19 protein-coding genes are annotated in these 26,003 nt (G+C 61.1%); 9 read left to right on the top strand and 10 right to left on the bottom strand.

Annotated elements, in window-relative coordinates; translation table 11 throughout:
- Positions 1–23: 23 nt before the first annotated feature.
- Positions 24–992 (top strand): carbohydrate kinase family protein, encoded by a 969-nt coding sequence (locus D1Y84_RS17490; RefSeq protein WP_124849823.1) that lies wholly within the window; start codon positions 24–26, stop codon positions 990–992.
- A gap of 78 nt (positions 993–1,070) precedes the next feature.
- On the opposite strand, the gene D1Y84_RS17485 is transcribed toward D1Y84_RS17490, so the two are convergent.
- Positions 1,071–4,418: a TonB-dependent receptor gene (locus D1Y84_RS17485; protein ID WP_158615561.1), complete on the bottom strand. Its 3,348-nt coding sequence runs from the start codon at positions 4,416–4,418 to the stop codon at positions 1,071–1,073.
- Between the two features lie 600 nt (positions 4,419–5,018).
- On the opposite strand from D1Y84_RS17485, the gene thiS reads away from it, so the two are divergent.
- A complete protein-coding gene (thiS, locus tag D1Y84_RS17480; protein WP_124849821.1) occupies positions 5,019–5,231 on the top strand; it encodes a sulfur carrier protein ThiS in 213 nt (70 codons plus the stop codon).
- An 84-nt stretch (positions 5,232–5,315) separates the two neighbouring features.
- Here the strand turns inward: thiS and D1Y84_RS17475 are convergent, their stop codons facing one another.
- The 4 genes from D1Y84_RS17475 to D1Y84_RS17460 all read right to left on the bottom strand — a co-directional run bounded on the left by D1Y84_RS17475 (position 5,316) and on the right by D1Y84_RS17460 (position 8,455).
- Positions 5,316–6,095: a cytochrome c oxidase subunit 3 gene (locus tag D1Y84_RS17475; protein WP_124849820.1), complete on the bottom strand. Its 780-nt coding sequence runs from the start codon at positions 6,093–6,095 to the stop codon at positions 5,316–5,318.
- A 94-nt stretch (positions 6,096–6,189) separates the two neighbouring features.
- The gene (gene pdxT, locus D1Y84_RS17470; RefSeq protein WP_370245795.1) at positions 6,190–6,879 is read right to left on the bottom strand and encodes a pyridoxal 5'-phosphate synthase glutaminase subunit PdxT; all 690 of its coding nucleotides are present in this window, start codon (positions 6,877–6,879) and stop codon (positions 6,190–6,192) included.
- The gene (pdxS, locus tag D1Y84_RS17465) at positions 6,869–7,801 is read right to left on the bottom strand and encodes a pyridoxal 5'-phosphate synthase lyase subunit PdxS (RefSeq protein ID WP_124849819.1); all 933 of its coding nucleotides are present in this window, start codon (positions 7,799–7,801) and stop codon (positions 6,869–6,871) included. The genes pdxT and pdxS overlap by 11 nt, the downstream gene beginning before the upstream one ends.
- 192 nt (positions 7,802–7,993) lie before the next feature.
- Entirely contained in the window at positions 7,994–8,455 is a 462-nt protein-coding gene (locus D1Y84_RS17460; RefSeq protein WP_158615560.1) for a PaaI family thioesterase, read from the bottom strand.
- A gap of 91 nt (positions 8,456–8,546) precedes the next feature.
- Here D1Y84_RS17460 and miaB point away from each other — a divergent pair, with 91 nt between their 5' ends.
- The 3 genes from miaB (at position 8,547) to D1Y84_RS17445 (ending at position 12,001) form a co-directional block, all read left to right on the top strand.
- Positions 8,547–9,878 carry a tRNA (N6-isopentenyl adenosine(37)-C2)-methylthiotransferase MiaB gene (gene miaB / locus D1Y84_RS17455; protein WP_124849817.1) on the top strand — a complete coding sequence of 444 codons (1,332 nt, stop codon included), beginning with the start codon at positions 8,547–8,549 and terminating at the stop codon, positions 9,876–9,878.
- A 17-nt stretch (positions 9,879–9,895) separates the two neighbouring features.
- A complete protein-coding gene (locus D1Y84_RS17450; protein WP_124849816.1) occupies positions 9,896–10,381 on the top strand; it encodes a bifunctional nuclease family protein in 486 nt (161 codons plus the stop codon).
- A gap of 90 nt (positions 10,382–10,471) precedes the next feature.
- The gene (locus D1Y84_RS17445) at positions 10,472–12,001 is read left to right on the top strand and encodes a lipopolysaccharide biosynthesis protein (RefSeq protein WP_124849815.1); all 1,530 of its coding nucleotides are present in this window, start codon (positions 10,472–10,474) and stop codon (positions 11,999–12,001) included.
- A 57-nt stretch (positions 12,002–12,058) separates the two neighbouring features.
- Here the strand turns inward: D1Y84_RS17445 and D1Y84_RS17440 are convergent, their stop codons facing one another.
- Both D1Y84_RS17440 and D1Y84_RS17435 read right to left on the bottom strand, forming a co-directional pair.
- Entirely contained in the window at positions 12,059–13,147 is a 1,089-nt protein-coding gene (locus D1Y84_RS17440; protein ID WP_124849814.1) for a glycosyltransferase, read from the bottom strand.
- Between the two features lie 95 nt (positions 13,148–13,242).
- Positions 13,243–14,382: a glycosyltransferase family 4 protein gene (locus D1Y84_RS17435; RefSeq protein ID WP_124849813.1), complete on the bottom strand. Its 1,140-nt coding sequence runs from the start codon at positions 14,380–14,382 to the stop codon at positions 13,243–13,245.
- A 148-nt stretch (positions 14,383–14,530) separates the two neighbouring features.
- On the opposite strand from D1Y84_RS17435, the gene D1Y84_RS17430 reads away from it, so the two are divergent.
- Positions 14,531–15,838: a phosphatidylserine/phosphatidylglycerophosphate/cardiolipin synthase family protein gene (locus D1Y84_RS17430; RefSeq protein ID WP_158615559.1), complete on the top strand. Its 1,308-nt coding sequence runs from the start codon at positions 14,531–14,533 to the stop codon at positions 15,836–15,838.
- Between the two features lie 49 nt (positions 15,839–15,887).
- Here the strand turns inward: D1Y84_RS17430 and D1Y84_RS17425 are convergent, their stop codons facing one another.
- Positions 15,888–16,115 carry a hypothetical protein gene (locus tag D1Y84_RS17425; RefSeq protein WP_124849811.1) on the bottom strand — a complete coding sequence of 76 codons (228 nt, stop codon included), beginning with the start codon at positions 16,113–16,115 and terminating at the stop codon, positions 15,888–15,890.
- 55 nt (positions 16,116–16,170) lie between these two features.
- Positions 16,171–17,511 (bottom strand): glycosyltransferase 87 family protein, encoded by a 1,341-nt coding sequence (locus tag D1Y84_RS17420; RefSeq protein WP_158615558.1) that lies wholly within the window; start codon positions 17,509–17,511, stop codon positions 16,171–16,173.
- A gap of 345 nt (positions 17,512–17,856) precedes the next feature.
- Here D1Y84_RS17420 and D1Y84_RS17415 point away from each other — a divergent pair, with 345 nt between their 5' ends.
- The 3 genes from D1Y84_RS17415 to crcB all read left to right on the top strand — a co-directional run bounded on the left by D1Y84_RS17415 (position 17,857) and on the right by crcB (position 23,064).
- Positions 17,857–21,273 carry a TonB-dependent receptor gene (locus D1Y84_RS17415; RefSeq protein WP_124849809.1) on the top strand — a complete coding sequence of 1,139 codons (3,417 nt, stop codon included), beginning with the start codon at positions 17,857–17,859 and terminating at the stop codon, positions 21,271–21,273.
- Between the two features lie 131 nt (positions 21,274–21,404).
- Positions 21,405–22,655: an acyltransferase gene (locus tag D1Y84_RS17410; RefSeq protein ID WP_233581525.1), complete on the top strand. Its 1,251-nt coding sequence runs from the start codon at positions 21,405–21,407 to the stop codon at positions 22,653–22,655.
- Between the two features lie 19 nt (positions 22,656–22,674).
- Positions 22,675–23,064, top strand: a complete 390-nt coding sequence (gene crcB / locus D1Y84_RS17405; protein ID WP_158615557.1) for a fluoride efflux transporter CrcB — start codon at positions 22,675–22,677, stop codon at positions 23,062–23,064.
- A gap of 100 nt (positions 23,065–23,164) precedes the next feature.
- Here the strand turns inward: crcB and D1Y84_RS17400 are convergent, their stop codons facing one another.
- Positions 23,165–25,882: a glycoside hydrolase family 3 protein gene (locus tag D1Y84_RS17400; protein WP_233581524.1), complete on the bottom strand. Its 2,718-nt coding sequence runs from the start codon at positions 25,880–25,882 to the stop codon at positions 23,165–23,167.
- Positions 25,883–26,003 lie beyond the last annotated feature (121 nt).

Below are 26,003 nucleotides of genomic sequence, written 5' to 3'. Positions count from 1 at the left end.
CCGCACAGAAGAAAGGAAGATCGTTGACCGAGGCAGGAGTTCCACCGCAGCAACCCGCCGGTACAAAGCGTTTCGACATTACCATTGCTGGCGAGACCAATCTTGACCTGATCCTCTACGGTCTGCCTGTTCAAATGCCGGTCGAGCGTGAACTGCTGGCTTCCGGCTTCCAGACAACGCTGGGTGGGTCTTCGTCCATCCTCGCGCACAACCTTGCGATGCTCGGCACGCGCGTGGGTTTCCTCTCCCAGGTGGGCCACGATGAACTTGGCGAACTCGCGTACCAGCGTCTGCGCGAGAGTGGTGCCGACCTGAGCCGATTCACTCGGAGGGACGACTTGGGCACAGGTGTAACTGTTCTGCTGCATCATGGAGACACCCGTCACATCCTCACCTATCTCGGAGCGATGGCGAAGCTGACGGTCGCGGACCTCGATCAGCAATACCTTGCGAGCGCCCGGCACTTTCACCTGTCCTCCCTTTTTCTGCAGACCGGTTTGCACGCCGGACTGCCTGGTTTGTTTCGCGAACTGCGCGCGACGGGCATGACGATCTCGCTCGATACCAACGATGACCCCGAGGATAGGTGGTCAGGCGTGCTGGACGAGTTGCTGGACGAGATCGATCTGCTACTGCCCAATGAAGATGAACTGCTGCGCATTGCCCGGCAACCCACACTCGAGGCGGCACTCGACGCGCTGTCTCCGCGTGTGCCATTGATCGTTGTGAAATGCGGCAGGCGCGGCGCGGTGATCCAGCAGGGAGCCCATCGCGAAGTGATTGCCCCGCTGCTTGTCACGCCGGTCGACACCATCGGTGCAGGGGACAGCTTCAACGCGGGTTTCCTCCATCGGTATCTGCAGGGAGAATCCCCGGCGCGCTGCGCTGCCATGGCGAATGTTACCGGGGCACTCTCGACGCAGGCCGTGGGTGGGACGGAAGCATTTCGCGACGCGGCAATGCGCGCGCAGTTCCTGTCCAGGCTCGACTGACAAAACGGTGCGCAAAGAAGGCCGCCTGCGGTTGCAGGCGGCCTTTGTTGTGACTGTAATTACAGGCGTCCAGTCACTCTAGAAGCTGATGGTCGCGGTGATGAGCCCGGCGCGCGGCTGCCCGAACGTGTTGGTTGTGACGCTGGTGATCTGCCCCGCACCGGTGTCCGTGATCGTCATGTTGGGGTCGCCGAAGTTGGTGTGGTTCAGGACATTGGTGAAGCTTCCTCGCAGCTCCAGCTGGCTTTCGCGGAACAGTGGAAAGCTTTTGAACAGTGCGAGATTCACGGTGTTCATGTTGGGGCCTTCCACAATGCCGTAGCCTGCATGTCCAAAGTTGCCAGATTGGGGCGTGGTGTACGCTGCCGGGTTATACCAGGTGGTGATGTTGCGGCCATTGACTGGCACGCTTGAAATACCGGTCTTGTCTACGCTGCCGCTGAATTGGTTCACGTTGGCCTGGTCCGTGCCGCTGTACATCGGGGTAAGAAAGTGGCCGCTCTGCGCGAGGTACGCGCCGCTCACTTTCCATCCGCCGGCAAGCCTTGCCGCGATGTTGTCGCCTTTCAGCAGGTAGCCACCGCGGCCGACTGGAAGCTGGTAAATGAGGTTGGACACAAAGGCAATGCGCGGGTCGTATTGTGCATTGCCTTTTTCTCGCGAGAGGTTGTAGCTGTCTTCCGCAGTGACGCCACCTTCGATGCCGTTGCCACCCTGGTCGTCATCGTCCGTCAGGTTCTTGGCCCAGGTAATCGCACCCTCAAACGAGATGCCATGCGCGAATGGATGGTTAATCTCGGCGGTGAAGGCGTTGTAGTTTTCGTAGCCGCCATTGTCGAACTGGTAGACCGAATAGTAGTCCGGGTAGGGAATCGTCGCCGGGTTATACGGCGCGGTGCCGGCGACCGGCTGATCGATGTTGCGCGTGTACGTCAGCTGTGCTGCACGCGTGCTTACGTAGGAGAGGCGCAGGCCGGTTTTGAAGCCCAGGTTCTGTTCGACGGTGAGATTGAACTGCTGAATGTAAGGGTTGCTGAGGTTGACCTTGGGAGCGGAAACACTCACCGCGCCAAGCCCGATGCCGCCTTCATTGGTGTTGATTGGCTGCTGTAGCGAGACGGAAGGCGCACCGTTCGCGATCGTATTGGTGTAACCAACGCTGATACCGAACGGACCACCATACAGGTACGAGGCAAGTCCTGCCGTGAACTCCTCATTGAAGATCCCATAACCGCCGCGTACAACGGTGTTGCCGTTGTTGAAGGGCTGCCATGAGAAGCCGACACGAGGATAGATCGCCAGCTTCGTCGCCTCGCGGAAAGACCGCGACGGGAAGCCGGCCTGTGCTGCCGTTTCAATCGGTATCTGGCTCGGGAAGGCCGGGTTGATGTAGTTCTGTGCGATGGACGCATTCGGCACGACGATGGCGCCACTCGCGGGATCAAACGAGGCAACGACGTTGTTTTTATCCACGGCGGGGCTGTTGTAGTCGTAGCGCAGACCGTAGAACAGCGTCAGGTTCTTGCGGATACGGTAGTCATCCTGCGCATACCCGCTCAGGTACCACAGTCGCGAGTACTGCGGAGGACGAGTGTAGGTGTACCCCGTGGTCTGTGGCAGGCCAAGCAGGAAGTCGGCATAGTCGAAGCCGGAAAGCCCACCGGTGAAGCTCTCCGTGCCGAAGTTGTAGTTGAAGTACTGCTCGGCTTGCATCGGCCGGTACTCTATGCCGATCTTCATGGTATGGGACGCTTTCTGGTACGTCACTTGATCGATGAACTGGACGGTCTGCTCTGTGGGTTCGCTTTGCGGCAGTTGGTAAGGTGACGTGAAGTTGTTGAGGTAGAAGGAGGGGATGCCCGTCGCTTCCGCTGGCGCAGTCGGCAGCCCCGTGATGCCAAGCGTGTCAATTAATGCCTGGCCGTGAATGTCGCCGCCGAAATCGTTCTCTGTATGTGTCAGGCCCACGGTCGCGACGTTGATCAGGGAAGGGCTGAGCACCCAGGTGTCCGAGATCACGCCCTGCCAAGTATGGCGCTTCTGCACGCGCAGACCGGTAAGTGACGGTGGGAGGCCGCTGTCCAGCACCTCGGGCGAAGACCGCACATAACCCATGCGCGCGTACATGGTGTTGGACGGAGAGAAGTTGTAGTCCCCGCGCAGATAGTACCGGTTGGTATAGGTCTTCTGCGGATAGGTGCCACGAAAGTTGGCGACGTAGTTATCGGCAAGACCGAAGTTGGGGAGCGGATAAAAAGCGTTCTGCCAGGCAAGCGCGCCGGCGTTCAACTGCTGCACCGGAATAATGTTGCCGGCGTAGTTCGCGCCAGTAAGCGGATTCTTCAGCTGGATCGGATTTGCGCCGGTCAGCAGCGAACTGAAGTCACCGCTGCGAAAAGCCGCCGTGGGCACGCTTGGGTTGATCACCGCGGGAGAGGTCTGCCGCAGGAACTCACCCGAGGCAAAGAAGAACAGCTTGTCCTTGAGGATCGCGCCGCCGAGGTCTGCGCCAAAGTCATCCTGGATGTTGCGGCCAACTGTGTTCGCGAAGTAGTTGCGTGCGTTCAGGGCGCTGTTCGCGTAGTTGTCGTAGGCATCCCCGTGGAACTTGTTTGCGCCGGACTTTGTGATCACGCTGACGTTCAGCAATTGTCCAAGCTCGGCCTTGTTGTTCACCGACGAGTACTGCACCTCCTGCACCATCCCGAACGGCGGCAGTGAGGGCCCGACCATGTTCCCGTACAGCACAGAGTTGGAACTGATGCCATCCACGCTGTAGTAAGCCTCCGCACCGCGCGATCCATACACGGACCAGTTGAAGGCGTCGCCAGTCTTTTCACCACCAGGGAGCAGCTCGGTATAGAACAGCAGTCCGCTGTCGCCCGTCGCATCCGAAGTGCTCAGCAGGTTGGACGAAGTATTGGCAAGCGTGAGCGCGCTGACCGTACTCGCGATGGACGGCATCTCCGTCTGGATCACGGGCGCACCTTCGGTGACCTGCACACTCGCATCCACCTGCCCAACTTTGAGCGTGACGTCGATACGCACTGTCTGTTGCGAGGCGAGCACGACATCCAGGTTCTTGAACGATGCATACCCCGGTGCCTCCACCAGTACCGTGTACGTTCCTGGGTTCAGCTCCGAGGCGCCATAGTTGCCGTCCGCATTGCTGTGGAGGCTGCGCGTGGCGTGTGTGCCCTCATTGATCACCGTCACCTGTGCGTCCTGCACCAGCGTGCCGTCCTGTGCCACGATCCTGCCCGTGATGTTGCCTACCGTGCTTTGCGCGAGCACACACGACGAAGGCAGAAACGTGAGCGCTCCACAGGCAGCCAGCGCGAGCGACGTGGCGCGGAGCCCGAATGCCCGCGACGGGGCGAGTTGGTTTCGCGACGAGGCGAGGCGGCTTTCGAGAGGCTCGATCATGCTGGAATTCCTTTCAGGCTGACGGATCATGAGGATCTGACACGTGATGAGCTGGCTTCAAAACCCGACGGGGTGTTTCAGAAGCTTTCGCCTGTCACTTTGTCGCGTGAAAGCGAAAGTATAGGCAAGGTAACGAAACGTCAAGAAATTTATGCTGCAAGCCAATCAGGTCGAAGGCAGTCCGTGGTATATCCCGCAAGTGGCGCGTTTCTGCTGTGCATTGAAGGACACTTGCTCCATCGGGCGGGTGGGATCACGAACCTGGACATTTGCTCAAAGCGCTTGTAAATACGGGATTTCACTTCACGCTTTGTTGTGTTTGCTCGAAGGGTCATTGCGATCATCTCTGAAACAGCGCAGCGCGTGAGCTTTGCAGCCAGTTTGCTTTCCGATTCAGCGCAGCGCGCAGGCCCACGTCGGATCGCAGCTTGAGGTTTCGATTGGCATGCCTGCTCGCTGCCTGCGACCGTGCTGGTGCAGCCAACCCAGACGGCCGCGGCGAACTGCGAGTTTGCCGGCTTTGCCGCAGTCGAGTGGAGGTGCGGATCTCTGAAGTATCCCTAGACCTCACATCACCTGGGCTTTGGTACGCTGAGTCGTATGGAAATGATCATCAACGGGCAGGCGCGTGAGCTTGCCGAGCTAGGAGCGGGAAGCACCGTCGCTGACCTTGTGCACGCACTTGCGATGCAGGCGGACCGCGTGGCACTGGAACGCAATGGCGAGATCGTGTCCCGTGCTACATGGGCGGACACCGCCATTGAGGCAGGCGACCGCATCGAGGTCGTCCACTTTGTCGGTGGAGGCCTGTAAGCCATTCAACCTTTATCTATGGGCGGCACGAAGTTACAGAGTGGGAACCTTGTCAGGACCCAGCGTGCCGCGCCCGGATGTGAGTCAGCGCGTTAAAAGCAGGAGGCTCAACAGGAGCAGCCAGAAGCCGGTCATCGCGTGCCAGAACCAGGCGACGCAGTCTGCCAGGATCTGGCGCAGCTCCACTCGCCGGAGCCGGTACAGGCCTACGGCCGCGACCGCCAGCATGCCCAGTGCCGCCACCATATGCAGTGCGTGGCTGGCGGTAAGCACGAAAAAGAATGCCCCATCCGGGCTGCTCATGAAGTGTGCACCACCCTGCGAAACATGACGCCAGGCGATGCCGATGCAACCCAGGTAGCCCACTCCCAGAAGGCTGGTGGCGAGCAGCCACGGCCACGTGCGCCGCGCCATCGGGCGCCCGAGCCCGAGCCACTCCTCGATCACATCGATCTCGTAAAAAAGGTGGCGCCGAGCCCGTTCCATGCACAGGCTCGAGAGACATAGAAACAAGGTTCCAAGCCAAAGGATCACGGGTACAGGGAAGGGGTGCGCGTCGGCGATGTAGTTGTCGTGCGCGTCGAAATGCCCGCCGGTCTGTCGCACAAAAAAGGCGCTCACCAGTGCCAGGAAGAAGACCAGATCGCAGGTCAGCAGGAACGAGAGCCCCACCCGGTAGTGGTGAAGGCGTTCCCGTGGATGACGCCCGCGCGGACCATCATCTCCGTTGTCACCATCGCCGCCGCCGCCAGTCGGACGGTTTTTAAGCGGCGGCCGGCCGCCAAAGCCGGGATCACGGTTATCCCATCGCTCGTTGCGATCGATCTCGTTCGGTGTATGTCGGGGAGAGTAGGTGGCGGGCATGGCAGGCAACTCCCTGCTAAACAGAGTACTCGTCTGCTCGCATCCTGCCACCTATGATTTTAGGGTGCGCATTACCTGTTTCCACCCGCCACACTTACCGGGCTGGCGTTGCAGTATCGAGCAGGCTGGCGCGCACCTTGTCCAGAAAATACTGGTGCACCCGTGTATCCATCGAGAGCTCCGGATGGAAGGTGGCCGCGAGGAGTTGCGCTTGTTCCACCAGGGTAGGGAAGCCATCGCGCTCGGCCAGGACCCGGACCGCCCCACCTACCCGTGAGAGGCGCGGGGCGCGGATAAACACCATCTCAAGCGGCGGGCCGCCCAGACCGGTAGTCGCGTGAAGGATGGTGCTGTCATTCTGGCGGCCATACGCGTTGCGCTCCACCGTCGCGTCCAGAAGCGCCAGGCTCGGCTGCGCCGGGTGCAGCACCTCGGTCGCCAGCAGGATCGCTCCGGCGCACGTGCCGAAGGTTGGGCGGGACGAGGCAAAGCCTTGCAGGACGTCGAGAAAGCCGTCGCGCTCCAGGAATTTCAGAAACGTGGTGGACTCACCACCGGGCAGGACCAGGCCATCGACATTCGCAAGTTCCGACGGCTTGCGGATGAGTACGAGGGTCAAGGGCTGCCCCTGCGCTGCGGCCGCGCGGCGCAAGGCGGTGGCATGGGCCGCATAGTCCCCCTGGATCGCAAGCACCCCGATGCGGAGCGAACGTGGCGAGGCTGCCGCGGACTCTGGCTGCGCCAAAGCCCCGACCGTCCCGGTGAAGCCCGTGCTAGACGCCACGGGTCTGCAACAATTGCGAGGTTTCGAGCGCGGCGATCGCGAGCCCCTTCATCGAACCGGTGCACTCAGCGCTGCACTCTGCAACCACCGCGGGGTCGTCAAAGTGCGTGGTGGCGCGCACGATTGCCCGCGCGCGGCTTTCAGCTTCGGCCGCCGGGGCGAAGGTGTACGAGTCGCTCATAAAGATCCCGGAACCGACAAAGACTGCCTCCGCGCCGAGCTGACGGACCAGCGCCGCGTCCGCGGGGGTTGCGATGCCGCCCGCCGAAAAGTTCGGGACCGGCAGTTTGCCCGTCTGGGCGACCATGCGCACCAGGTCAAAGGGAGCACGCAGATCGCGGGCTGCAACATAGAGTTCGTCTTCGCCAAGAACTGTAAGGGCGCGAATGTCCTTCACGATCTGGCGCATGTGCTTCACGGCATGCACAACATCGCCCGTGCCGGCTTCGCCCTTGGTGCGGATCATGGCAGCGCCCTCGGTGACGCGGCGGAGCGCCTCACCGAGGTCACGCGCCCCGCACACAAACGGCGTCGTGAACTTGTGCTTGTCGACGTGATGTACTTCGTCCGCGGGGGTAAGTACCTCGGATTCGTCGATGAAGTCCACGCCAAGCTCCTGCAGAACCTGGGCTTCGGCGAAATGGCCGATCCGGCACTTGGCCATCACCGGGATCGAGGAGGCCGCCATGATCTCGCGGATCACCGCGATCGAGGCCATACGGGCAACGCCGCCCTCGGCGCGGATCTGGGCGGGTACGCGTTCCAGCGCCATCACCGCGGTGGCTCCGGCCCTCTCCGCAATCTCTGCCTGGTGCGCGTCGGTCACGTCCATAATCACGCCACCCTTGAGCATCTCCGCAAGCCCGATCTTGAGGCGCAATCCAGTTCCGGTGGCCCCGTTGTAGCCGTTTTGTTCCGCCATAGCGTGTTCCTCTTCCTGATCCCGTTCCCGGCGTTCGTTCAAACCCGTCGAACCACCTTTATGTCTAGTCTAAAGCAGCCCGGCGCTGTTCCCGCGGCGCGTTCCGGTTCAGCGCTGATCCCTGTGTGCCCGGCGAATTGCTGGCCCGGAGCGCCGACTGCCACTCGCTGTCCCGCTGCCTGCCAGCGCGCCTCAGTGCTTGTGCTCTGCCTGCCGCTCGATGGCAATGAACAGGGCGGTCCCGCGTGCCAGGGTCTGGCCTTCCTGGTTGCTCAGCGTGGCGGAGCAGAAATGCTTCCGTCCTTCCACGCGGTCCTGCTGTCCGCGGAGTGTAAGCACCGCGCCAAGCGGGGTCGGCCGCAGGTACTCGGTCTCCATCTTGCGGGTCAGCGCCATGACCTTGGCGCCCTCACGGCTGGCGTGGATCGCCTTGCTCATGGCTTCATCCAGCACCGCCGCGATGATGCCGCCGTGAACAAAGCCGTGGGGGCCTTGGAACCGCCTGGGCATGCGCAGGGTAGACATCGCAGCCCCCTGCTCGTCTACAAAGAAGCGCAGGCGCAGGCCGATGCGGTTGTGCGCGCCGCAGCCGAAGCAGTTGTGCTGATCGTCAAAACTGAGCGGGGTGAAGGTGCTGACGGGAGCCTTCTGCATGTGGTCCAGCATAGCGGAGGCAGCGAGCCGGTGCCTGCGGACACCAGGCCGCGCAAGCGCAGCGTGCGCGGGCAGTTGATATAGTAAGCATATGGCTGCAGCCCCCACAAAGACGTTCTATCTCGAAACATTTGGCTGCCAGATGAATGTCCATGACTCGGAAAAAGTCATCGGCACCCTGGAGCAACAGGGATACAGCCAGGTACAGAGCGAAGAAGCAGCCGACCTGATCCTGTACAACACCTGCTCGATCCGCGACAAGGCAGAGCAGAAGGTGTTCAACCGGCTCAACGACACCAAGAAGCTGCTGAAGCAAGGAAAAAAGTTCGGCGTACTGGGCTGCGTGGCGCAACAGGAAGGCGAAAAGATTTTTGAGCGGGCGCCTTATGTTTCGCTCGTTTCCGGCTCGGCAAGTTACCGCAAGCTGCCGGAGATGCTGGTGCAGCTGGAAGCAGGGGACAGGCGCGTCACCGGACTTGACGACAAGGCCACCGACGAAACCTTTGTGACCGAGTTCACCGCGCGCTCCAACAAGCACCGTGGCTACATCACGATCGTGGAAGGCTGCGACAAGTTCTGCGCCTACTGCGTGGTGCCCTACACACGGGGACGCGAGCGTTCGCGCACCTCCACCAGCGTGCTGCACGAGGCAAGGCAGATGGCCGACGCTGGCTTCACCGAGATCCAGTTGCTGGGTCAGAATGTGAACTCCTACCGCGACCCGGAAGCAAAGCTGAGCTTTGCGGAACTGCTGGCCGCAGTAGGCGAGGTCGCAGGCATTCGCAGGGTACGGTTTACCACCTCGCACCCGCGCGACTTTACCCCGGAGATCGTGCAGGCGATCGATGCGGTGCCAACCCTGTGTGATCACGTGCACCTGCCGGTGCAGAGCGGCTCGAGCCATGTGCTGGGGCTGATGGCGCGGGAGTACACCCGCGAGTGGTACCTAGAGCGTATCTCCTGGATCAAGGCGGCAAAGCGCGACATCAGCATGACGACCGATATCATCGTCGGCTTCCCCGGCGAAACGGCCCAGGACTTTGAAGACACCATCACCATGCTCGCCGAAGTGAAGTACGACGCCGTCTTCGCGTTCAAGTACTCGCAGCGCCCGAACACCCCCGCGATCCACATGGCGGACTCCATTGCCGAGGAAGAGAAGTCTGTTCGCCTGCAGGTGCTGCTGGAACGGCAGCGTGCGCTGCAGAAAGAACATTACGGAAGGCATGTAGGGCAGGTGCTCGAAGTGATGGTGGAAGGACAGTTGAATGCACGCGGACAGATCACCGGACGCACCTCGCAGAACAAGACGCTGAACTTCACCACGACCCAGATGATCAGTCCTGCCCTGGGGTCCTATCAGCAGGTGCGCGTGACCGACAGCTTTCCGAACAGCCTGGTAGGCGAGGCATTGCTGCCGTAACGGCACGGGAGATACACATGGATGTCGAAATGAAAATCCGCGGCCTGATGGTCGATCCCTCCACGCAGCAGCCGATTGTTATCCTCAAGGATCTGACCGGGAACACGGTTTTACCCATATGGGTAGGCCTCTTCGAGGCAAGTGCCATTGCGCTGGAAGTGGAGAAGGCAGCGACACCGCGGCCGATGACGCACGACCTCTTGCGCAACCTGATCCATGGATTGAACGCAACGGTCGACCGCATCGTTGTGTCTGAACTCCGAGACGATACTTTCTTCGCGGTGATCTGGCTGCGGCAAAACGGAGAAGTCGTCACCCTTGATGCACGCCCCTCGGACGCACTCGCCCTGGCTCTTCGATCGGATTGCCCTATCTTTGTGAGTGAGGAAGTGCTGCGCACAGCCAAGGTAATCGCGAGTCCGGCGGACCAGGCGAGTGCTGAAGATTTGAAGAATTGGCTGGAAAACCTCAACGACGAGGACCTTGGTCGCTATAAGATGTAGCCAGCGAGCGCTAGGCTCGGGCGAATCCTGCGTTGCCCAGCGCGCCGCTGTGACGCCCCGCCCGGTCAGCCCCGCTCCTGACAGGACAGAATGAGTCTCCGCCGTATTGCCAAGCTGTTTGCCGCACAGAACGCCAACCAGCTCGTTGTCGTACTTCAGCAGGTACTGTTACCCCCTGCATTTTTGCGCATTATGGGAACCAGCCTGTACGGACAGTGGCTCGCCCTGAGCGCCGCCGTATCGTACCTGGCTACGTTTAACTACGGTCTGCAGACGTACACCAACATGCAGATGACCATCCACTACAACCGTGGTGAGGTGCAGGAGTGCCGCGAGGTCCAGTCTGCTGGCCTGCGTATCGTCTGTGGAGCGTATCTCGCGGTCGCGATCGTGTTTCTGGCTGTCTTTCTGGTCCCGCTCACCTCGATGCTGCACCTGACGGTTCCCCCGATCCAGGCGCAGCTCACGCTGTACATCCTGGCTATGCAGGTCATGGCGAGCATGTTGTTCGGGTTCTTCTCGGGCTCGTACATGGTGTTTGGTGAGGCGCATCGCGGTGCGCATTTCGGCAATCTCAACCAGCTGCTCGGCATGCTGATGATTGTGGCTCTGGTGGTTTTGCACGAACCCTTTCCGGTCATCGCGGCAGGGCAGCTATTTGTCACACTTGCACTTACAGCTTTCCTGGCTTTCTATGACCTGCCCCGCCGTTGCCCCGCGATCAAACCGCAGATGTCCTACTGGAAGGAAGGCTCATTCGCGCTGATCCTGAAGCCGAGCGCGCAGTACATGCTTTTGGCTTCCTCGAGCCTCCTGTCCATCCAGCTGCCGATCCTCCTGATGCAGCGTTTCCTCGGCCCGGACGTGGTGGTCGTGTTCTCGCTGACGCGCACTGTGTACTCGATGAGCCGGCGCTTGCTATATGTCGTCACCAATTCGCTGACCGCTGAAATCACGATCATCTACGGCGCACAGGACTGGCCGCGCCTGCATCGGCTGTATGCGCTGTCCGAGCGCATCATCCTGCTGATGACGCCACCCATCACCTTCGGGTCGATGCTCGCTACCTCGTTGCTGCTGCAGCTCTGGGTGCACAAAGGCTATATCTACAATCCAGGCATCTGTATCTCGCTCGGGCTGCTCATCTCGGTCCTTTCGATCAAGGAACACAAGTACCAGTTCCAGTTTTCGTCGAACCGCGTGGAAGCCTTCGCGTGGCAGACACTTGCCGCGTACGGGGCAACAAGCCTGTTGTCGATCCCGCTGATGATGCACTTCGGCATCCAGGGCTACCTGCTGGTCGCGCTGCTCTCCGAGACATTGCAGTTGTTTTACCTGCTGCACCTCAACGACAACCTTTTCGCCGGGCAGGCCGTGCTGGACCACAAGCCGGTCTACCAGTTGCTGGCGATGCTGACCGTATGCACGGCAGTGTTCTACTGGCCGGTGATGCACATCCGGTCCATCCCGTACTTCTGGCAGGGTTCGGCGGCGGTCGGCACAACGCTGGTTCTGGGCGCCTTCTGCTACTGGCTCTTCCAGGTGGATGAGCTGCGCACGATGTTGTGGAGTAAGTTGACTTCGACCATCCCGGCACTGCGGCGCAACGAAGCAAGCTAGACCATCGCTTTATCAATGCAACGAAGAAGCGGGGCTCTATGAGCCCCGCTTCTTCCATTAGCTCAGCAGCGTGTCTCCGGCCGCATTCAGATCACGGGCGATGGAAACAGCCAGGACCTCGGGGCGCAGGTGGTTGTCCCACCAGGCCAGGGCTTTGGAGCGGTATTCCTCGAGTGCGTCGATGTTACGCGCGTAGCGTTCCAGGACCCCGCGCAACTCGCGCCAGTGATCAATGATCACGAGCGGCGCGCCCGGGTAAAGAAACTCCTCTGTGGGCAGGGGATTGGCCACCACGAGGCAGCCGGCGCGCAGGCCTTCAAACGTCCGGTAGGTGTCGGCCATGGTCCCACGAGGCGCCACGCAGATGCGTGAGTTCAGCATCTTTTCGGAGTAGCTGTTGAACACCGCGGCATGACTTTTACCCTGGTCTCCGGCGACTTCCCCGAGGTCGATCCGCCACTTGCCTTCACGCTTCAGCTCTTCCAGGATCTTCCAGGTCTGCGCGCGGGCTTCTACTTTTGAACTGGAGATCCAGCTCTGGTACGACGAACGCGGCATGGCATTGCGCACCTGCCCGACAAAGAACGTGTCGAGCTGGCGGTCGGCCATGTGCACCTGCGGCAGTTCCTGCTGGCTGTGATAGCCAAGCGGCAGGCGAATGGTGACCGGCTCGCGGCGAACCATCGCAGGCCAGTCTGCGGGCGGGTGCGACTCGGCCTGTGCCAGGGCGCGGCGGGACTTCCAGCTTGTGTAGCAGTCGCGTGCGTATTCAAAAGTGAGGATGGCTTCGAGGCTCGTGAAGCCGAGGTGCGGGCGATAGCCGAGATACGGGTAGGAGAGCAGGTTGCGAATCACGGCGCGTACATGGCGACCGTACACGGGCTCTTTGCAGCGCTCTTCCTGCAGCAGAAGCGGCACTACCTTGGGGCCGTACTCCGGCAGCCTGTACGCTTCCTTGGTGATGTAGAAGCGTAGTCCTTCCGCCTTGATCAGTGGAATTGCCTGCTCCAGCACATCGTAGGGGTAGCGAAACTCCGCCTTAAGCGCAGGTGTCCATGGCGGAGGCGGCAGCTCCTGCACGCCATTTCCCCCGGAGAAAGTGTGATCAATAAAGAAGCGGTGCGTGTGGGTTGTCATCGGGGGCATGCGAGCAACGAAGTCCTTTTCTAAAGAGAAGCGGCCTGCGGCAGCAACGGTACGATCGGGCAGCGACCAAGTACTTGGTCCGCGCTCGCTGCGATTTACGCGACGGCCGCAGGCTGCTTCAACGTGAGCAACTGACACAGTGCATCTTCATACAGGTGAGCTTCAGAGATGCGTTCGACCGTGGCCTGGCCAGCGATGGCAATCGCCTGGCGCCGCTCCTCATCTTCGTACAGCGAAAGTATCGCCGAGGCGAGCTGGTCCACACTGCCCGCATCGATCACCAGGCCATCCTCGCCGTCGGTCAGCAGTTCAGAAGCGCCGCAGTTGCGCGTGGCGATGCTTGGTACTCCATTGGCCATCGCCTCAAACAAGGCCATGCCGAATCCGTCATCCATGCTTGGCAGAACGAACAGGTCACACTTCTGGTAGAACTCCGCAATGTTGGGAACGTACTCGATCAGTTCAACGTTGGGAGTGGCCCTGAGGAGCTCGGCCAGAAGAGGGTACCCGGAGAAGTCACCGGAAGACCGGATCAGCAGCTTGCTGTTGGGTAGGTTGAGTGTGGCCCAGGCCTGTAGCAGGTAGAGGTAGCCCTTGCGGAGCGGGTTACCGCCCAGAACGCCCACCGTGAACGGAGTGTTGCGCGCCAGCTTGATGGCGCCCTTGGACTTGGCGCGGCCAAGCAGCGGAGCCAGCAACAGCTTGGATTGCAGGTGCACCGGGAAGGTCTGCGCGGTATAGCGTGAGGGGACCAGGATCACATCGGCCTCTTCGTACTCGGCCAGCTGGCGCTCGCGGAACCAGTCTGCTTCCGGCGTGAAGCTGGCGCCGGTTTTTTCCGCCTCGTCGCGTACGAGCTGCTGCTGAAAGTCCACAAAGGGGCAGGCACGGTCGAGCACGAAAGCAGCGCCGCGCTTGCGGGCTGCCTTGCCCGTAGAGAGGGCCTGCGTCGCAAAGCCGATCACGAGGTCAGACTTGCCCATCATGGCGCCGACAGCCCGATCCCACCAGACGATGTTGCGCTGGTAGACCGAGGGGCTGAACTGCAGCTTAAGAATGCGGGTTGCGATCTCTACAGGGGCCGGGACGATGTGGGTACGAATGGAATCGTCCAGATGTCCGAAGTAGCGCCGCGGAGCCGTAGACCAGATAGAGATGCTGTCCACGTGCTTCCGAAGAGCATTGGCCATCTTGGAAACGTGGAATGGTCGAACGACAGAGATCGCGACGTTCATGGAGTGATCCTACCATGTAGGGATCAGCCGCAAGTGACGGTGGTAACAGGAGATGGCAAGGCTTTACAGGTGAAAAGCGAGCCTGTCACGGAGAACCACAAAAGGACATGCCTGGTTCCGAAAACGGTATCTGCGTATGCTGCAGTACATGTCGCAACGCTCACAGAGATCGCGGTCTCATGCCGCGACGCACTTCCTTGCCGCGGTTGGAGCCGGCGCAATTCTGGTGCAGGGCTCACGCGTCCTGTTGAACTTCTTCGGACCGGCGCTGCCGTACTCCATGCCAGAGCAGAACAAGTTTGCGCTGGACTCGCCGGAGTTCTTGCAGTTTTTAAGCCTGGTCACCGACGGCACCTTGCGCAGGTCACGCATGACGCGCCTCCGCAATGGCGCGGAGTTCTATCCCGCCATTCTTGAAGCGATCGGACGGGCAAAGCACGCGATCAACCTCGAGTTCTACGAGTTCGGACGTGGAGCAATCGGCGACCGTGTGCTTGCCGCGTTGTGTGAGCGGGCACGCGCAGGCGTCCACGTCAGGGTGATTGTGGATGCGCTCGGCAGCTTCGGCACGCCGGGCTCGTACTTCGAGCCTTTGCGTGCAGCCGGTGGGCAGATGCAGTGGTACCACCCCCTGCGCTGGGATACCTGGCAGAACGCGAACAACAGAACGCACCGCAAGCTGCTGGTGATCGATGGGGAAACCGGCTTTATCGGCGGGGCAGGTATTGCCGATCGATGGCTCACGGGCCAACCGGGCCAACCCGCATGGCGCGACACGATGTTCTGCGTGGAGGGCGAAGCGGTTGCGGGGCTGATCTCCACGTTCTGCGAAAACTGGTTGGAGTGCTCCGGCGAGATCCTGTCTGGGGAGGAACAGTTCCGGTTTCGCGCGCTTCCCCAGGGAGAGCAGAGCCTGGTGGTCTCAAGCACGCCGCACGGTGGCGCCACGCAGGCACGCATCCTGTTCCAGGCCCTGATCAAGAGTGCCCGCCGCGTGATCAGAATCACTACTCCGTACTTCCTCCCGGATCGCAGCGCCAGGCTGGCCCTGGCCGAGGCAGTGCAGAAACGAGGCGTGCGCGTCCAGATCCTCACCGCCGGGCCAAAGATCGATCACCCGATCGTGCGGCGGCTCAGCCGGCGGCCCAGCCGTCATTTGCTGCGGGCCGGCGCCGAGATCTACGAGTACCAGCCGGCGATGATCCATGCCAAGCTGATGACGGTCGACGAACAGTGGAACGTGGTGGGTTCAACCAACTTCGATCACCGTTCGTTCGCACTCAACGACGAGGTGAACCTTGCGATTCGCGACCCCGGGCTGGCGCAGGTGCTTGACCGGGACTTCGCCGAAGACTTGGCATCGAGCCGCCGGGTGTGCGAAGACATGCTGCAGGAGCGCTCCATGCTGGCCCCGGAGGAAAAGCTCGTCGACCGGGTACTGGAACTGGAAAGCTGAACAGCCGCCGCGCCCGGCGCTTGCCTGTAGCCTCGCAGTCGCGGAAAGCCTAGCTGTCTTTGCGGTACAGCAGGTCGCGCATCGCGGTGCGTCGGGCTTCATTTGCTTCTGCAAGCGATTTCCGCTCGATGGCGTCCATGGGTTGACTGCCGGCGGCGGCGGCCGAGGCTGCCTCGCTCTCACTGCACTCGGGGCAGCGGTTGGCGAAGCCTGGTTTGTCGGGCCGCAGTTCAAACTCTTCAGAGCAGATGATGCAGGTTTTGATCGGAAAAGACATACGCTATCCAGTGGGTTGAAGTCCGGCCACAGTTGGGCTGTTGCCGCCTCCTATTCTAGTCGGCTTCGGACCCGCGCACGCTCGCGATCCTGCCACTGTGCAACGCTGTTTCCTGCGCATCCACCCGGACGCCACGGCGGCGAACCACCGCTGCCCAGCCAAGTGTCGCAAGGCAGAGCGCGCCCGCGTAGAACTGCGCGCGCACCAGGGAGTAGTCGCCGACATCCATGGCGATGATGTCCGTAGCGATCGGCTGGTAGTTGAGCGCCACTGTGCCGAGCGTGCCCAGCAGCGTCGCCCATTTAAAGCGGCTGCGTAGCTCGCCCATGAGCACCATCACCGGCGCGACCAGCACGATGGAGTAGTGCGTCCAGGCGATGGGGGCAAACAGCGTCACGGCAACCAGGGCCATCATGGCGCCAAGCGGTGCCGCGGCCTTCGCCTCACCAGCTCTGGTCCCGCTGCTCCGCACGTCCAACATGGCACCGCTGGCGATCGTGAGCAGCATCAGTGCGAGTGAGCCGAGCCGTACCGCGCCCGGCAACGGGTATATGTTCAGGTCGAACACTTCGTCCGCCGGGAAGAAGCGGCCCATGCACCAGGCCGCAAACGACTGGTTGTTCTGCGAGACGAGCAGCACGCGCGAGACGCGATGCAGATCGGCAAAGTAGGCGGCTGTCAGGTGCGGGCCGGCCAGCACAACCGTAAGCAGCAACAGCACCGCGGAGCAGATGATCATGCTGGCGGCCGCCTGCCAGCGACGGCGCAGGAGCCAGTAGAGCAGCAGCATGGCCGGCGTAACCTTGACGGCGCTCGCCAGTGCGAGCAGCAGTCCCGCCGACCTGGGGCGCCCCCGCTCGGCCAGGACGAGACTGATCACCATCAACGCGAAAAACAGCGCATGCGTCTGCATCAGGTACATGGCGTATTGGAACGGCTGCGCGAACCAGAGTCCAAGCAGCACCACAGCTATCAGCCAGGAGCGGTCCCGCATCGGCAGCCACGCACGGGCCGTGACCCAGATTGCGGCAATCAAGGCAGCTAGGATCAACACCAGGAAGACACGATTAAACACGGGAAATTGCGTGTGGTCACAAAGCGGCTGGAGCGAGTACGCCCAGAGTGGCGTTTGCACATACGGGTGCAGGTAGCCGGAGTACTGGCCGGCCAGGGCAAGGCGCTTCCATATCGGGGCATCACCAATGTCGGCGAAGTCCTCAGGGTCGTGGCTGTAGAGCACCGCGGTGTTGCCGGTAGCTACGAGGCGGCAGCCCACGTACGACGAGGACAGGTCTGCACCGGGCTGGTTCCAGTAGGTGACGAGGCCGGCGAGCAAGAACGTGAGGCAGCAGGCCGCAGTCACCCACGGGCGGTGCTTGGTTACAAAGCTGAGCATTGCCTTCCCTGTATGGAGTGGTCCATGAGTCATCATCCCGTGCCGCAGGGCCCTGGCATCGGCGGGACTGCTCCGCAGTAGTCTTGCATGTTCACCCGTGGGATAGCGACCGGGTTTCGCAGGCCGCCCCTCGGTCATCCACCGGGAGACCACAGATCGCGTTGATTGATTCAGAATGATGACAAGTCTGTTAGGCTTGCATTCCAATCAGGCTTCTCGCCTTGAACCGCTTCCAAAGCAGCTCTGAGCCGGACGTGTTTGATGTGCGTCTGTTACCGGTCCGAAGTCCCTGCAGAGAAGAGCGGTCAACGGCTGGATAGCAGCGGCACACTCAGGAGTGATCGAATGCGTCTTGTTTTTTCTAGAACGGCACAGGCAGCTGCTGTAACGACGCTGCTTGCGGCATCTTGCTCTCTCGCCCAGACAGTGACCGGGTCCGTTACCGGAACGGTGACGGACCCCAGCGGGGCCGTCATCCCCAACGCCACAGTGGTTGCGGTTAACGTGGGTACCGGCGTGCGGACACCGGCAACGACAGACAGCGCCGGTTCGTACACGATCCGCTTCCTGCCGATCGGGCCCTACCAGATCGAGGTAACCGCCGACGGATTTGGCAAGCTCACGGTGCCGCAATTCACGCTGGAGATCAACCAGACGGCCAAGGTGAACGCCCAAGTCAAGGTGGGCGCGAGCACCACGGTGGAAGTGCAGGGCAATCTTGCACCGATCATCGACACCTCGGACGGCACGGTGGGGCTCACGCTCGACGCCAACCAGATCGCGACAATCCCGCTCAACGGCCGAAACTTTTCTTCCGTAACGCTGTTTGTTCCCGGTGCGGTGAACACAGATCCGACCGGTCTGACAGGCGCCAATGCCACCGAGCGCAATACCTACAACAACGGCATTGTTGCCGTAAACGGTAACCGCGCGCAGGCCAACAACTACACGCTCGATGGCATTGACATGAACGAAGGCCAGAACAATCTGATTGCCTACAATCCCGCGCCGGATGCCATTGCAGAGATGCGTGTGATCACGGCCGACGCACCGGCGACCTACGGCAACGTCAACGGCGGCGACGTAGTGTCAATCCTGAAAAGTGGCACCAATGAGTTTCATGGATCGGCATACGGGTATCTAGAGAACCAGAACATGAACGCGAATAGTTGGTCGAACAAGCACGGTGGCACTGTGATCCCGATCAACCCGTATACGCAGACTCAGTTCGGCGGTACCCTGGGCGGTCCCATCGTGAAGAAGAAGTTGTTCTTCTTCGTTGATTACGAGGGTACGCGCGAGCATACCGGCGGCATTGGAACAGCGAGCGTGCTGACGGCAGCCATGCGCCAGGGCGACTTCTCGGCGGTAACGGGCAGTGACGGAAAGCAGAAGCAGCTCTACAACACGCAGGCAGGCTTCACCCCCTACGTCAATAACCAAGTGCCGGTGGTAAACCCTGTGGCGCAGTACCTGTTCGCGCACCCGGAACTATACCCACTGCCCAACACCGCGCCCACCGACAAGTTAATTCTGAACGATTACCAGGGACAGACAAGAAGCTTCCGCACCAACGATCAGGGTGACGTTAAGATCGAGTGGGACCCGCGCATAGCTGATAAGGTGACTGCTTTTTACGCTCAGTCCAATGCCGGGGATGGATCTGTGGCTGTTTTGCCGATCACCTTCCCGGCCCAGAACGTCTTCCCCACCAAGCTCTTTGGCGCGACCTGGGTACACACCCTCTCTTCCGCAATCGTGAACGAAGCCCGCGTTGGCTTCACGCGCGTACGCTGGGACCAGGGTGTGCCCACTGACCCAACCGGGCTCTTCGGATTGACTGGCGACCAGGTGGTGGGCATACCGTTTGGTACGCAACAGTATGTAGGGTTCTCGGGTCAGTCCATTGGAGACAACGCGAGTTACCTGGGTACACCAGCGGCGCCGCAGATCTTGCGTGATAACACTTTCTACTACGGCGACAACCTGACGGTCCAACGGGGCAATCACTTGTTCAGCCTTGGGGCGCAGGCGATTCGTTACCAGCAGAATTACGCACTGTCGGGCGCGCAAGGCTCTTTGGGGCAGTTCAACTACAACGGAACCTTTACTGGGGACGGTACAGATACCGGCTACTCTGCTGCCGACTTCGTACTCGACCAGTCCAATGGGGAATCGATTGCTATCCCTGGTGGCAGCGGGCTCGTGGGCAACCGTCAGTGGCGCACGGCTGAATTTATCCAGGATGACTGGAAGGTGACACCCAAGCTGACGCTGACACTCGGCCTTCGTTACGAGTACGACCAGCGCTGGAACGAGGTCAACAACAAGACCGCCAATGTGCTGCTAAACACGGGCGTAGTGGAATACGCTGGAGCCGTGCCGGCAGGCGCGCCTGCAGGGTCGATCGTGTGCGATAACAAGTCCTGCTACCAGCCGACCTACGACCAGGTTCAGCCGAGGTTCGGCTTCGCCTACTCGATCTCACCGCGCTGGGTGCTGCGTGGCGGCTATGGTGCGACGAGCTTCTTCGAGGGCGACGCCAATAACCAGCGCCTTACCTACCAGAGCCCGTTCCTGGCTTTCGCCCAGCCGCAGGCCGCACCTCCAACAAAAGCACTAGGTACTACCCCTTACAGCCCCGGCACGCCGTTTGCCGCGGCGAATGGCTTCACCATCAGCTCGATCAGCACGCAGGGAGCGGGTTTCGGAGCGTGGCCACAGAACATCCAGCCCGCGTACATCCACGAGTTCAACCTGACGACTGAAGTGGAACTATCAAACAAGACGTCCATGACGCTCGCCTATGTGGGCGAAACCGGCCAGCACCTAGCCGATTACAGAAACGGCAATCAGTTGACGCTGGCGCAGTCCCAGGCACTCAGCGCAAATGGCAGCGTCGTGACTGCGGCTACTACCGCGCCATATGCCAATCTGGTTGGCCAGAATGGTAACTTGTTGATCACCGAGTCCAATGCGTCGATGAACTTCAACGCGGGCGAAGTGTCGGTCAGGCACCGTCAGGACAAAGGTTTTGAGTGGACCGTGAACTACACCTATGGCCGAGCCATGACCAACAGCGCCGGCAACTACACGGCGTCGGGAATCACTGGGCAGAATGGCGCATTCCAGGATGGCTACAACGGACATGCCGATTACGGCCCAGCAGGGCAGGACATACGGCATAATCTGTCGGCGCTGGGTGTGTACGCTATTCCGTTCGGGCATGGACAGCTCTATGGAGCGCACACCAACAAACTGCTGGATCTGGCGTTGGGCGGCTGGTCGGTCTCGGGTACAGCAATCGCGTACTCGGGCTTTCCGCTGACAATCAATGGACCGGGGGGAGAGAGTGGCACGAACAGCTTCGGCCAGGAGCGGGCCAATCAATACCGTCATATCACGGTTCATAACCGCGGTACTGGCAACTGGTTCGGGACCGATCCCTCTGCTCAGCCCTGCTTAACCGCTGGTGATAACGGGGTTTGTGCATACGGGGCGCCTACAGCACTCACATTCGGCACCGCTTCGGTTGGATCCGAACGGGCACCGGGCTACGAGCAGATCGACTTCTCGGCGTTCAAGGACTTCCACATCACGGAACGCCAGGCACTCGGTTTCCGCGCTGACGGCTTTAACGCGTTAAACATCGCGAGCTACGGCAATCCCGATAGTGGTGTGACCGATCCGTCTTTTGGGCAGATCACAACCACGCGCAGCGGTTCGCGCGTGCTGCAGGTGTCGGCACACTATACGTTCTAGAACAGCTGCATCGTTCCGGGACGTTGCATCAAGACTGGGCTGCCTTCGGGCAGCCCAGTTGCGCGTTGTGAGCAGGTTTCGCGTCGCCGAGGTGGCAACCTGGGTTCCAGCCGCAGAACCACGAATCGCCCTTGCCGCTTAGCCTGATACTCTCCGCGCATCTGCTCAACCCCGGGGTGTGGGTGCTTCCTGAAAAATTGAATCGTCTTCACGGTCTCGACACGCTGCGCGCGCTTGCGATCGTCAGCGTGATGATCTTCCATCTGCAGGCGTCGCTGCCCGGAGCGCTCGACCCTATTGGCCGTGTAGGGTGGATGGGTGTAGACCTGTTCTTTGTGCTGAGCGGGTTTTTGATTGGCACACAGCTCCTGCAGCCACTTGCTGCTGCCCGGCCTCTGCTGCTGCTCGACTTCTATGTGCGACGCGGGTTCCGGGTGCTGCCGGCGTCGTTTGCCGTGCTGCTGTTGTATATGTGCGTACCTGCGTGGCGGGAGCAACCCAACCTGCCGGCAGTGTGGAAGTTCCTGACCTTCACGCAGAACCTCTGTATGCACTTTCCACATGAACGAGCGTTCTCGCATGCCTGGTCGTTGTGCGTGGAAGAGCAGTTCTACCTGCTGCTGCCACCGCTGGTGCTGCTGTGTCGGCGATGGCTGTGCGGCATACGGAAGACGATTCTCTTGCTGGGCGCCGTGCTCTTGCTGGGCGTATTGGTGCGGGGCTGGGAGTTGTTTCACGTGGTGCGCTCGGCGGGACTATCCGACAATCAGGCGGGCGCACTGTTCATGAAACGGATCTACTATCCCACCTACAGCCGCCTGGACGGACTGTGGATGGGCGTTGCGGTCGCGCTGGTTCGCTGCTTTCGCCCTGGCTGGTGGGCCCATGCAGCTAGGTCGCACAGCCTGGCAAACGTCCTGGGCGCTGCGGGGTTGTGCATCGCGGGCGTTGCCACGTGGTCGTTTGGTGCCGAGTATCCATCCGCCGACCAGGCCGCAGGCGTGCTGTTCGGCTTCCCGCTGTTGTCCTTGGGGCTGGCTTTGCTGGTTTCGTCCGCCGCCAGCGGAAAGGGCCTGCTGTGCAAGCGACTGCCAGGAATGCAGATGGTGGCGACGCTCGCGTTCAGCCTGTACCTGACGCACAAGGAAGTGGCGCATCTCGACCAGTGGATGTGGCCATGGCTGCGCACTCAGAATGGCTGGGGCGCAGCCGCTGTCTACGCGGTCACTTGCGCTGGGTGTGCCACGGCGCTTTACTGGTTGGTGGAGCGTCCCTTTCTGCTGCTGCGGGTGCGTCTTACGTCCGGTCCGGCGTCGCCGGCAGGGTTGCGTCAAACGCGCCGGTCGATTGAGACGGAAGCACGCCTCGACCCGGCGCTGTAGCTGGAGCTCCAAGGAGGATTTGGAATTGTTGCGATATCTGCTGGTGGCTGTGGGTGGCGGCTGTGGCTCGATGCTTCGCTACTTTATCGGAGCACGTGCCGCGGAACACTTTGGACCGGCATTTCCGGTAGGCACGCTATCGATAAATCTCATGGCCTGCTTCGTGATCGGGCTGGTGCTGCAGTTTTTGAGCCTGCATGCGGAGATAAACCCGGAGTGGCGTTTCCTGATTGCAACCGGCTTCATCGGGGGGTTCTCCACCTTCTCCACCTTCGAATGGGAAGCATGGTCCGACCTTGCGAGCGGCAGGTACTGGGTGGGTCTCGTGTATATCGCGGTGAGCCTGGTGGGTGGGCTTGTGGCCGTTTCCATTGGCGTGTCCGCGGCAAAAACCTTGTCACGAACCTAGCGTTTGAGACCGCAACAAAGGCAGTGACTTGGCACAGACCACGCCGTAGTCGCAGTGTGGTCTATGCCCGACCCAGTGATTGCGACGCAAGCTCAAGGAACTAAGGCACGTTCGTGCTGGCAAGCGTGAGCGCTGCCTTGAGCGGCAGCGAGGCCACCGAATCGCCCACCGAGATGGTGAAGTTTTTCGACCCGATCACCCAGCGCTTCTGCGCCACGTCGTAGTAAGAGAAGGCACGCGCATCAAGCGGGATCGTGACATGTCGGGTGGCGCCGGGCGCGAGGTCCACGCGCTCGAAACCCTTGAGCTCATGTGCGGGACGCTCCACCTTGGCATGGTCTTCGGTTACGTACAGTTGTGCCACGTCCGCACCCTGGCGGGTGCCGGTGTTGGTGATGTCGAAGCTCGCCGAGGCACCTGCACCCTGCGCCGGCTGCACCGACAGGTTGGCAAAGCGGAACGTGGTGTACGAGAGTCCATAGCCAAACGGAAACAATGGCTCAACATGGTTTTTCTCATACCCGCGATACCCAACGAAGATGCCCTCCTTGTAGTGGACGACCCGGGTGCCTTCCTCGGGGTAGTAGTCACCGAAAGTTGGGTTGTCTTCCGCGCGCCGCTCAAATGTCGCGGGCAGATGCCCGGACGGGTTGACAGCGCCGAAGAGAATGTCGGCCAGCGCGTGGCCGCCTTCCTGCCCGGCGTACCAGGTTTCCAGCACCGCCGGCACTTTCTCGATCCAGTTGCTGGAGTCAACATTGCCGCCAGAGGTGATCGCGACGACCAGCTTCGGGTTCGCGGCGGAGAGTTCCCGGATCAGCTCGGCCTGCCCGAAGGGAAGGCTAAAGGTGCGATCGCCGCCCTCGCTTTCACTCTCCTGCTGAAAGCCTGCTTCCATCACGACCACGTCTGCCTTGGCTGCAAGCTCCAGTGCGCGCTTGTTCACAACTTTGTCTTCCGCCACGATGGCAAAGCCGAGATGCCCACCCAGGATGCTGGTCTGGGATTCTTCAACCACTACTTTGTGTGGCCCGGCCGCGAGGTCAAGCGAGATGTGCGGCTGGTACGCACGCACGAGCTTCCAGTTATCGATCACCTGCTTGCCGTCAACAAAGACGCGGTTACCTGAACCTTCCCCCGAGTCCTCAAGGATGACGATGTATTTGCCCGCGCTCGCCGCGGTGTAGTAGCCAGTGAAACGATGCGAGATCGCCTTCGGTGGCGAGGAGAAGATCGTGGCAAGCGCGCTGTCGAGATTGCCGATGAGGCTGGCGAGGCTAAGTCCCTCCAGTCCGATCCCGGGCACGATCGTTGAAGACGCAGGCGCGCCCTGCAGATCAACGTTGGACCAGGTCTCGAGCGTCGCCCCCGGCTTGCCCCCGCCTGCTTCCGTCATTAGGATCATATGGCCCGATAGATTCTTCATCGTGGGCAGACCCGCGTCATACAGCACGGTCGTGTTGTGATCAACAGCATCGCTGATGCCCTCGAGTCCACTGACCAGGTGAAACGGCACCACACCCGCGCTGCCCCCGCCGACCGGCACGCCCGGGTACGCATTGGGGCCCACCACGAGGATGCTCTTGAGCGACTGTTTCTGCAGTGGGAGCAGCTTGCCCTCATTCTTGAGGAGAACCGCTCCCTCCTGCGCGGCTTTGCGTGCGACAGCCTGGTTCTGCTTGTCAAGAAACCCTATGGACGGGTCACGCTGGTCGCGCTCAAGCCAACCGTAGCTCACGGCTGTCGACAGGAGATGGCGCACTTTCTCGTCGATGGTGGCCTGTGTGACCGTGCCGGCTTTGATCGCGGGCATCAGGTTGGCTTGGTTCATAAACTTGCCGGTCGGCATCTCTATGTCGAGGCCGGCATCCGCCGCGCCCACAGCGTCATAGGTGGCGTCCCAGTCCGACATCAGCACACCCTGGAAGCCCCAGTCCTTGCGAAGTATGTCGATGTTGAAGTAAGGGTTCTCCGTCGCGTGCTTCCCATCAATCAGGTTGTAGGAGTCCATCACGGCGCTGACATGGCCTTGCTTGACTGCTGCCTCGAACGCTGGGAGGTAGATCTCACGCGCGGTGCGCTCGTCCATCTCTGTGTCGGAGTCGTGGCGGAGAAACTCCGAGTTATTGCCAAGGAAGTGCTTGACGGTGGCGCTGACACCCTGCTGCTGCATCCCCTGGATGTAGCCTGCGGCAATCTGCCCGGACAGGTACGGGTCTTCGCCAAAATATTCGAAGTTACGCCCATTGCGTGGCGATCGATAGATGTTGACGCCCGGACCAAGCATGAAGTGCACACCGCGTGCGCGGGCATCCCGTCCAATCCCCGCACCCAGTTCGGAGGCGAGTGCGCGATCCCACGAAGCAGCAAGCCCGATGCCCGCAGCATATGTCGTAGACGGAAAACCGGAGTTGGACCGCGTGCCGTAAGGGCCGTCGGACATTTCAAGCGCCGGGATCTTGAGCGATGGAACAGCGCGCGCTGCAAAGCCAGTGCCGCCAATGTATGCGAGTTTCTGCTCGAGGCTCATCTGCGAGACCAGCGTGTCCACCTGGTGCTGCTCGGCAGCCGTTAGCGCATGCGGTGCCTGGGCTGTGCCCACAAGCGGCCAGAGCAACAGAGCGGCGGCGACGGCCAGCGGCGTGGCATGGCACCAAGGCAGGGAGCGCTTCTTGGACGATGCCGCGATCGGCTGTGCGGAGCTGACTGTGAGCTCTCGGGGTGCATCACCCGCGCAAAGCTGCGCCTTTTCACGAGTGCTTCTATGGGTGGAGAGTGGGAACGAAGGGGTGGGACGTGCAGCGACATGGCTTCGCAAGGAGGTCTCCTATCGACGTCGTGGGCCAGCGCTGGCGCTCGACCACGCGAGTATAGGTCTGGGTCTTGACGGATGTACAGGCAGCGCAGTGAGGCGTTGAAGCATTACGTGCGCCAAGTGA

The organism is Acidipila sp. EB88, from assembly GCF_003858395.1.
In the GTDB taxonomy this organism is placed as follows: Bacteria; Acidobacteriota; Terriglobia; order Terriglobales; family Acidobacteriaceae; genus EB88.
Note: the sequence above shows the minus strand (reverse complement) of the source record. Positions and strands in the feature narration are given on the sequence as shown.

What these genes read in the sequence shown, in the direction of transcription:
- D1Y84_RS17475 (WP_124849820.1), bottom strand. Translation starts at nt 6,095, where the DNA reads ATGCCCGCCACCTACTCTCCCCGACATACACCGAACGAGATCGATCGC.
- D1Y84_RS17425 (WP_124849811.1), bottom strand. Translation starts at nt 16,115, where the DNA reads ATGTCTTTTCCGATCAAAACCTGCATCATCTGCTCTGAAGAGTTTGAA.
- D1Y84_RS17420 (WP_158615558.1), bottom strand. Translation starts at nt 17,511, where the DNA reads ATGCTCAGCTTTGTAACCAAGCACCGCCCGTGGGTGACTGCGGCCTGC.
- D1Y84_RS17460 (WP_158615560.1), bottom strand. Translation starts at nt 8,455, where the DNA reads ATGCAGAAGGCTCCCGTCAGCACCTTCACCCCGCTCAGTTTTGACGAT.
- D1Y84_RS17435 (WP_124849813.1), bottom strand. Translation starts at nt 14,382, where the DNA reads ATGAACGTCGCGATCTCTGTCGTTCGACCATTCCACGTTTCCAAGATG.
- D1Y84_RS17415 (WP_124849809.1), top strand. Translation starts at nt 17,857, where the DNA reads ATGCGTCTTGTTTTTTCTAGAACGGCACAGGCAGCTGCTGTAACGACG.
- D1Y84_RS17485 (WP_158615561.1), bottom strand. Translation starts at nt 4,418, where the DNA reads ATGATCGAGCCTCTCGAAAGCCGCCTCGCCTCGTCGCGAAACCAACTC.
- pdxS (WP_124849819.1), bottom strand. Translation starts at nt 7,801, where the DNA reads ATGGCGGAACAAAACGGCTACAACGGGGCCACCGGAACTGGATTGCGC.
- thiS (WP_124849821.1), top strand. Translation starts at nt 5,019, where the DNA reads ATGGAAATGATCATCAACGGGCAGGCGCGTGAGCTTGCCGAGCTAGGA.
- D1Y84_RS17430 (WP_158615559.1), top strand. Translation starts at nt 14,531, where the DNA reads ATGTCGCAACGCTCACAGAGATCGCGGTCTCATGCCGCGACGCACTTC.
- D1Y84_RS17445 (WP_124849815.1), top strand. Translation starts at nt 10,472, where the DNA reads ATGAGTCTCCGCCGTATTGCCAAGCTGTTTGCCGCACAGAACGCCAAC.
- D1Y84_RS17440 (WP_124849814.1), bottom strand. Translation starts at nt 13,147, where the DNA reads ATGCCCCCGATGACAACCCACACGCACCGCTTCTTTATTGATCACACT.
- D1Y84_RS17450 (WP_124849816.1), top strand. Translation starts at nt 9,896, where the DNA reads ATGGATGTCGAAATGAAAATCCGCGGCCTGATGGTCGATCCCTCCACG.
- miaB (WP_124849817.1), top strand. Translation starts at nt 8,547, where the DNA reads ATGGCTGCAGCCCCCACAAAGACGTTCTATCTCGAAACATTTGGCTGC.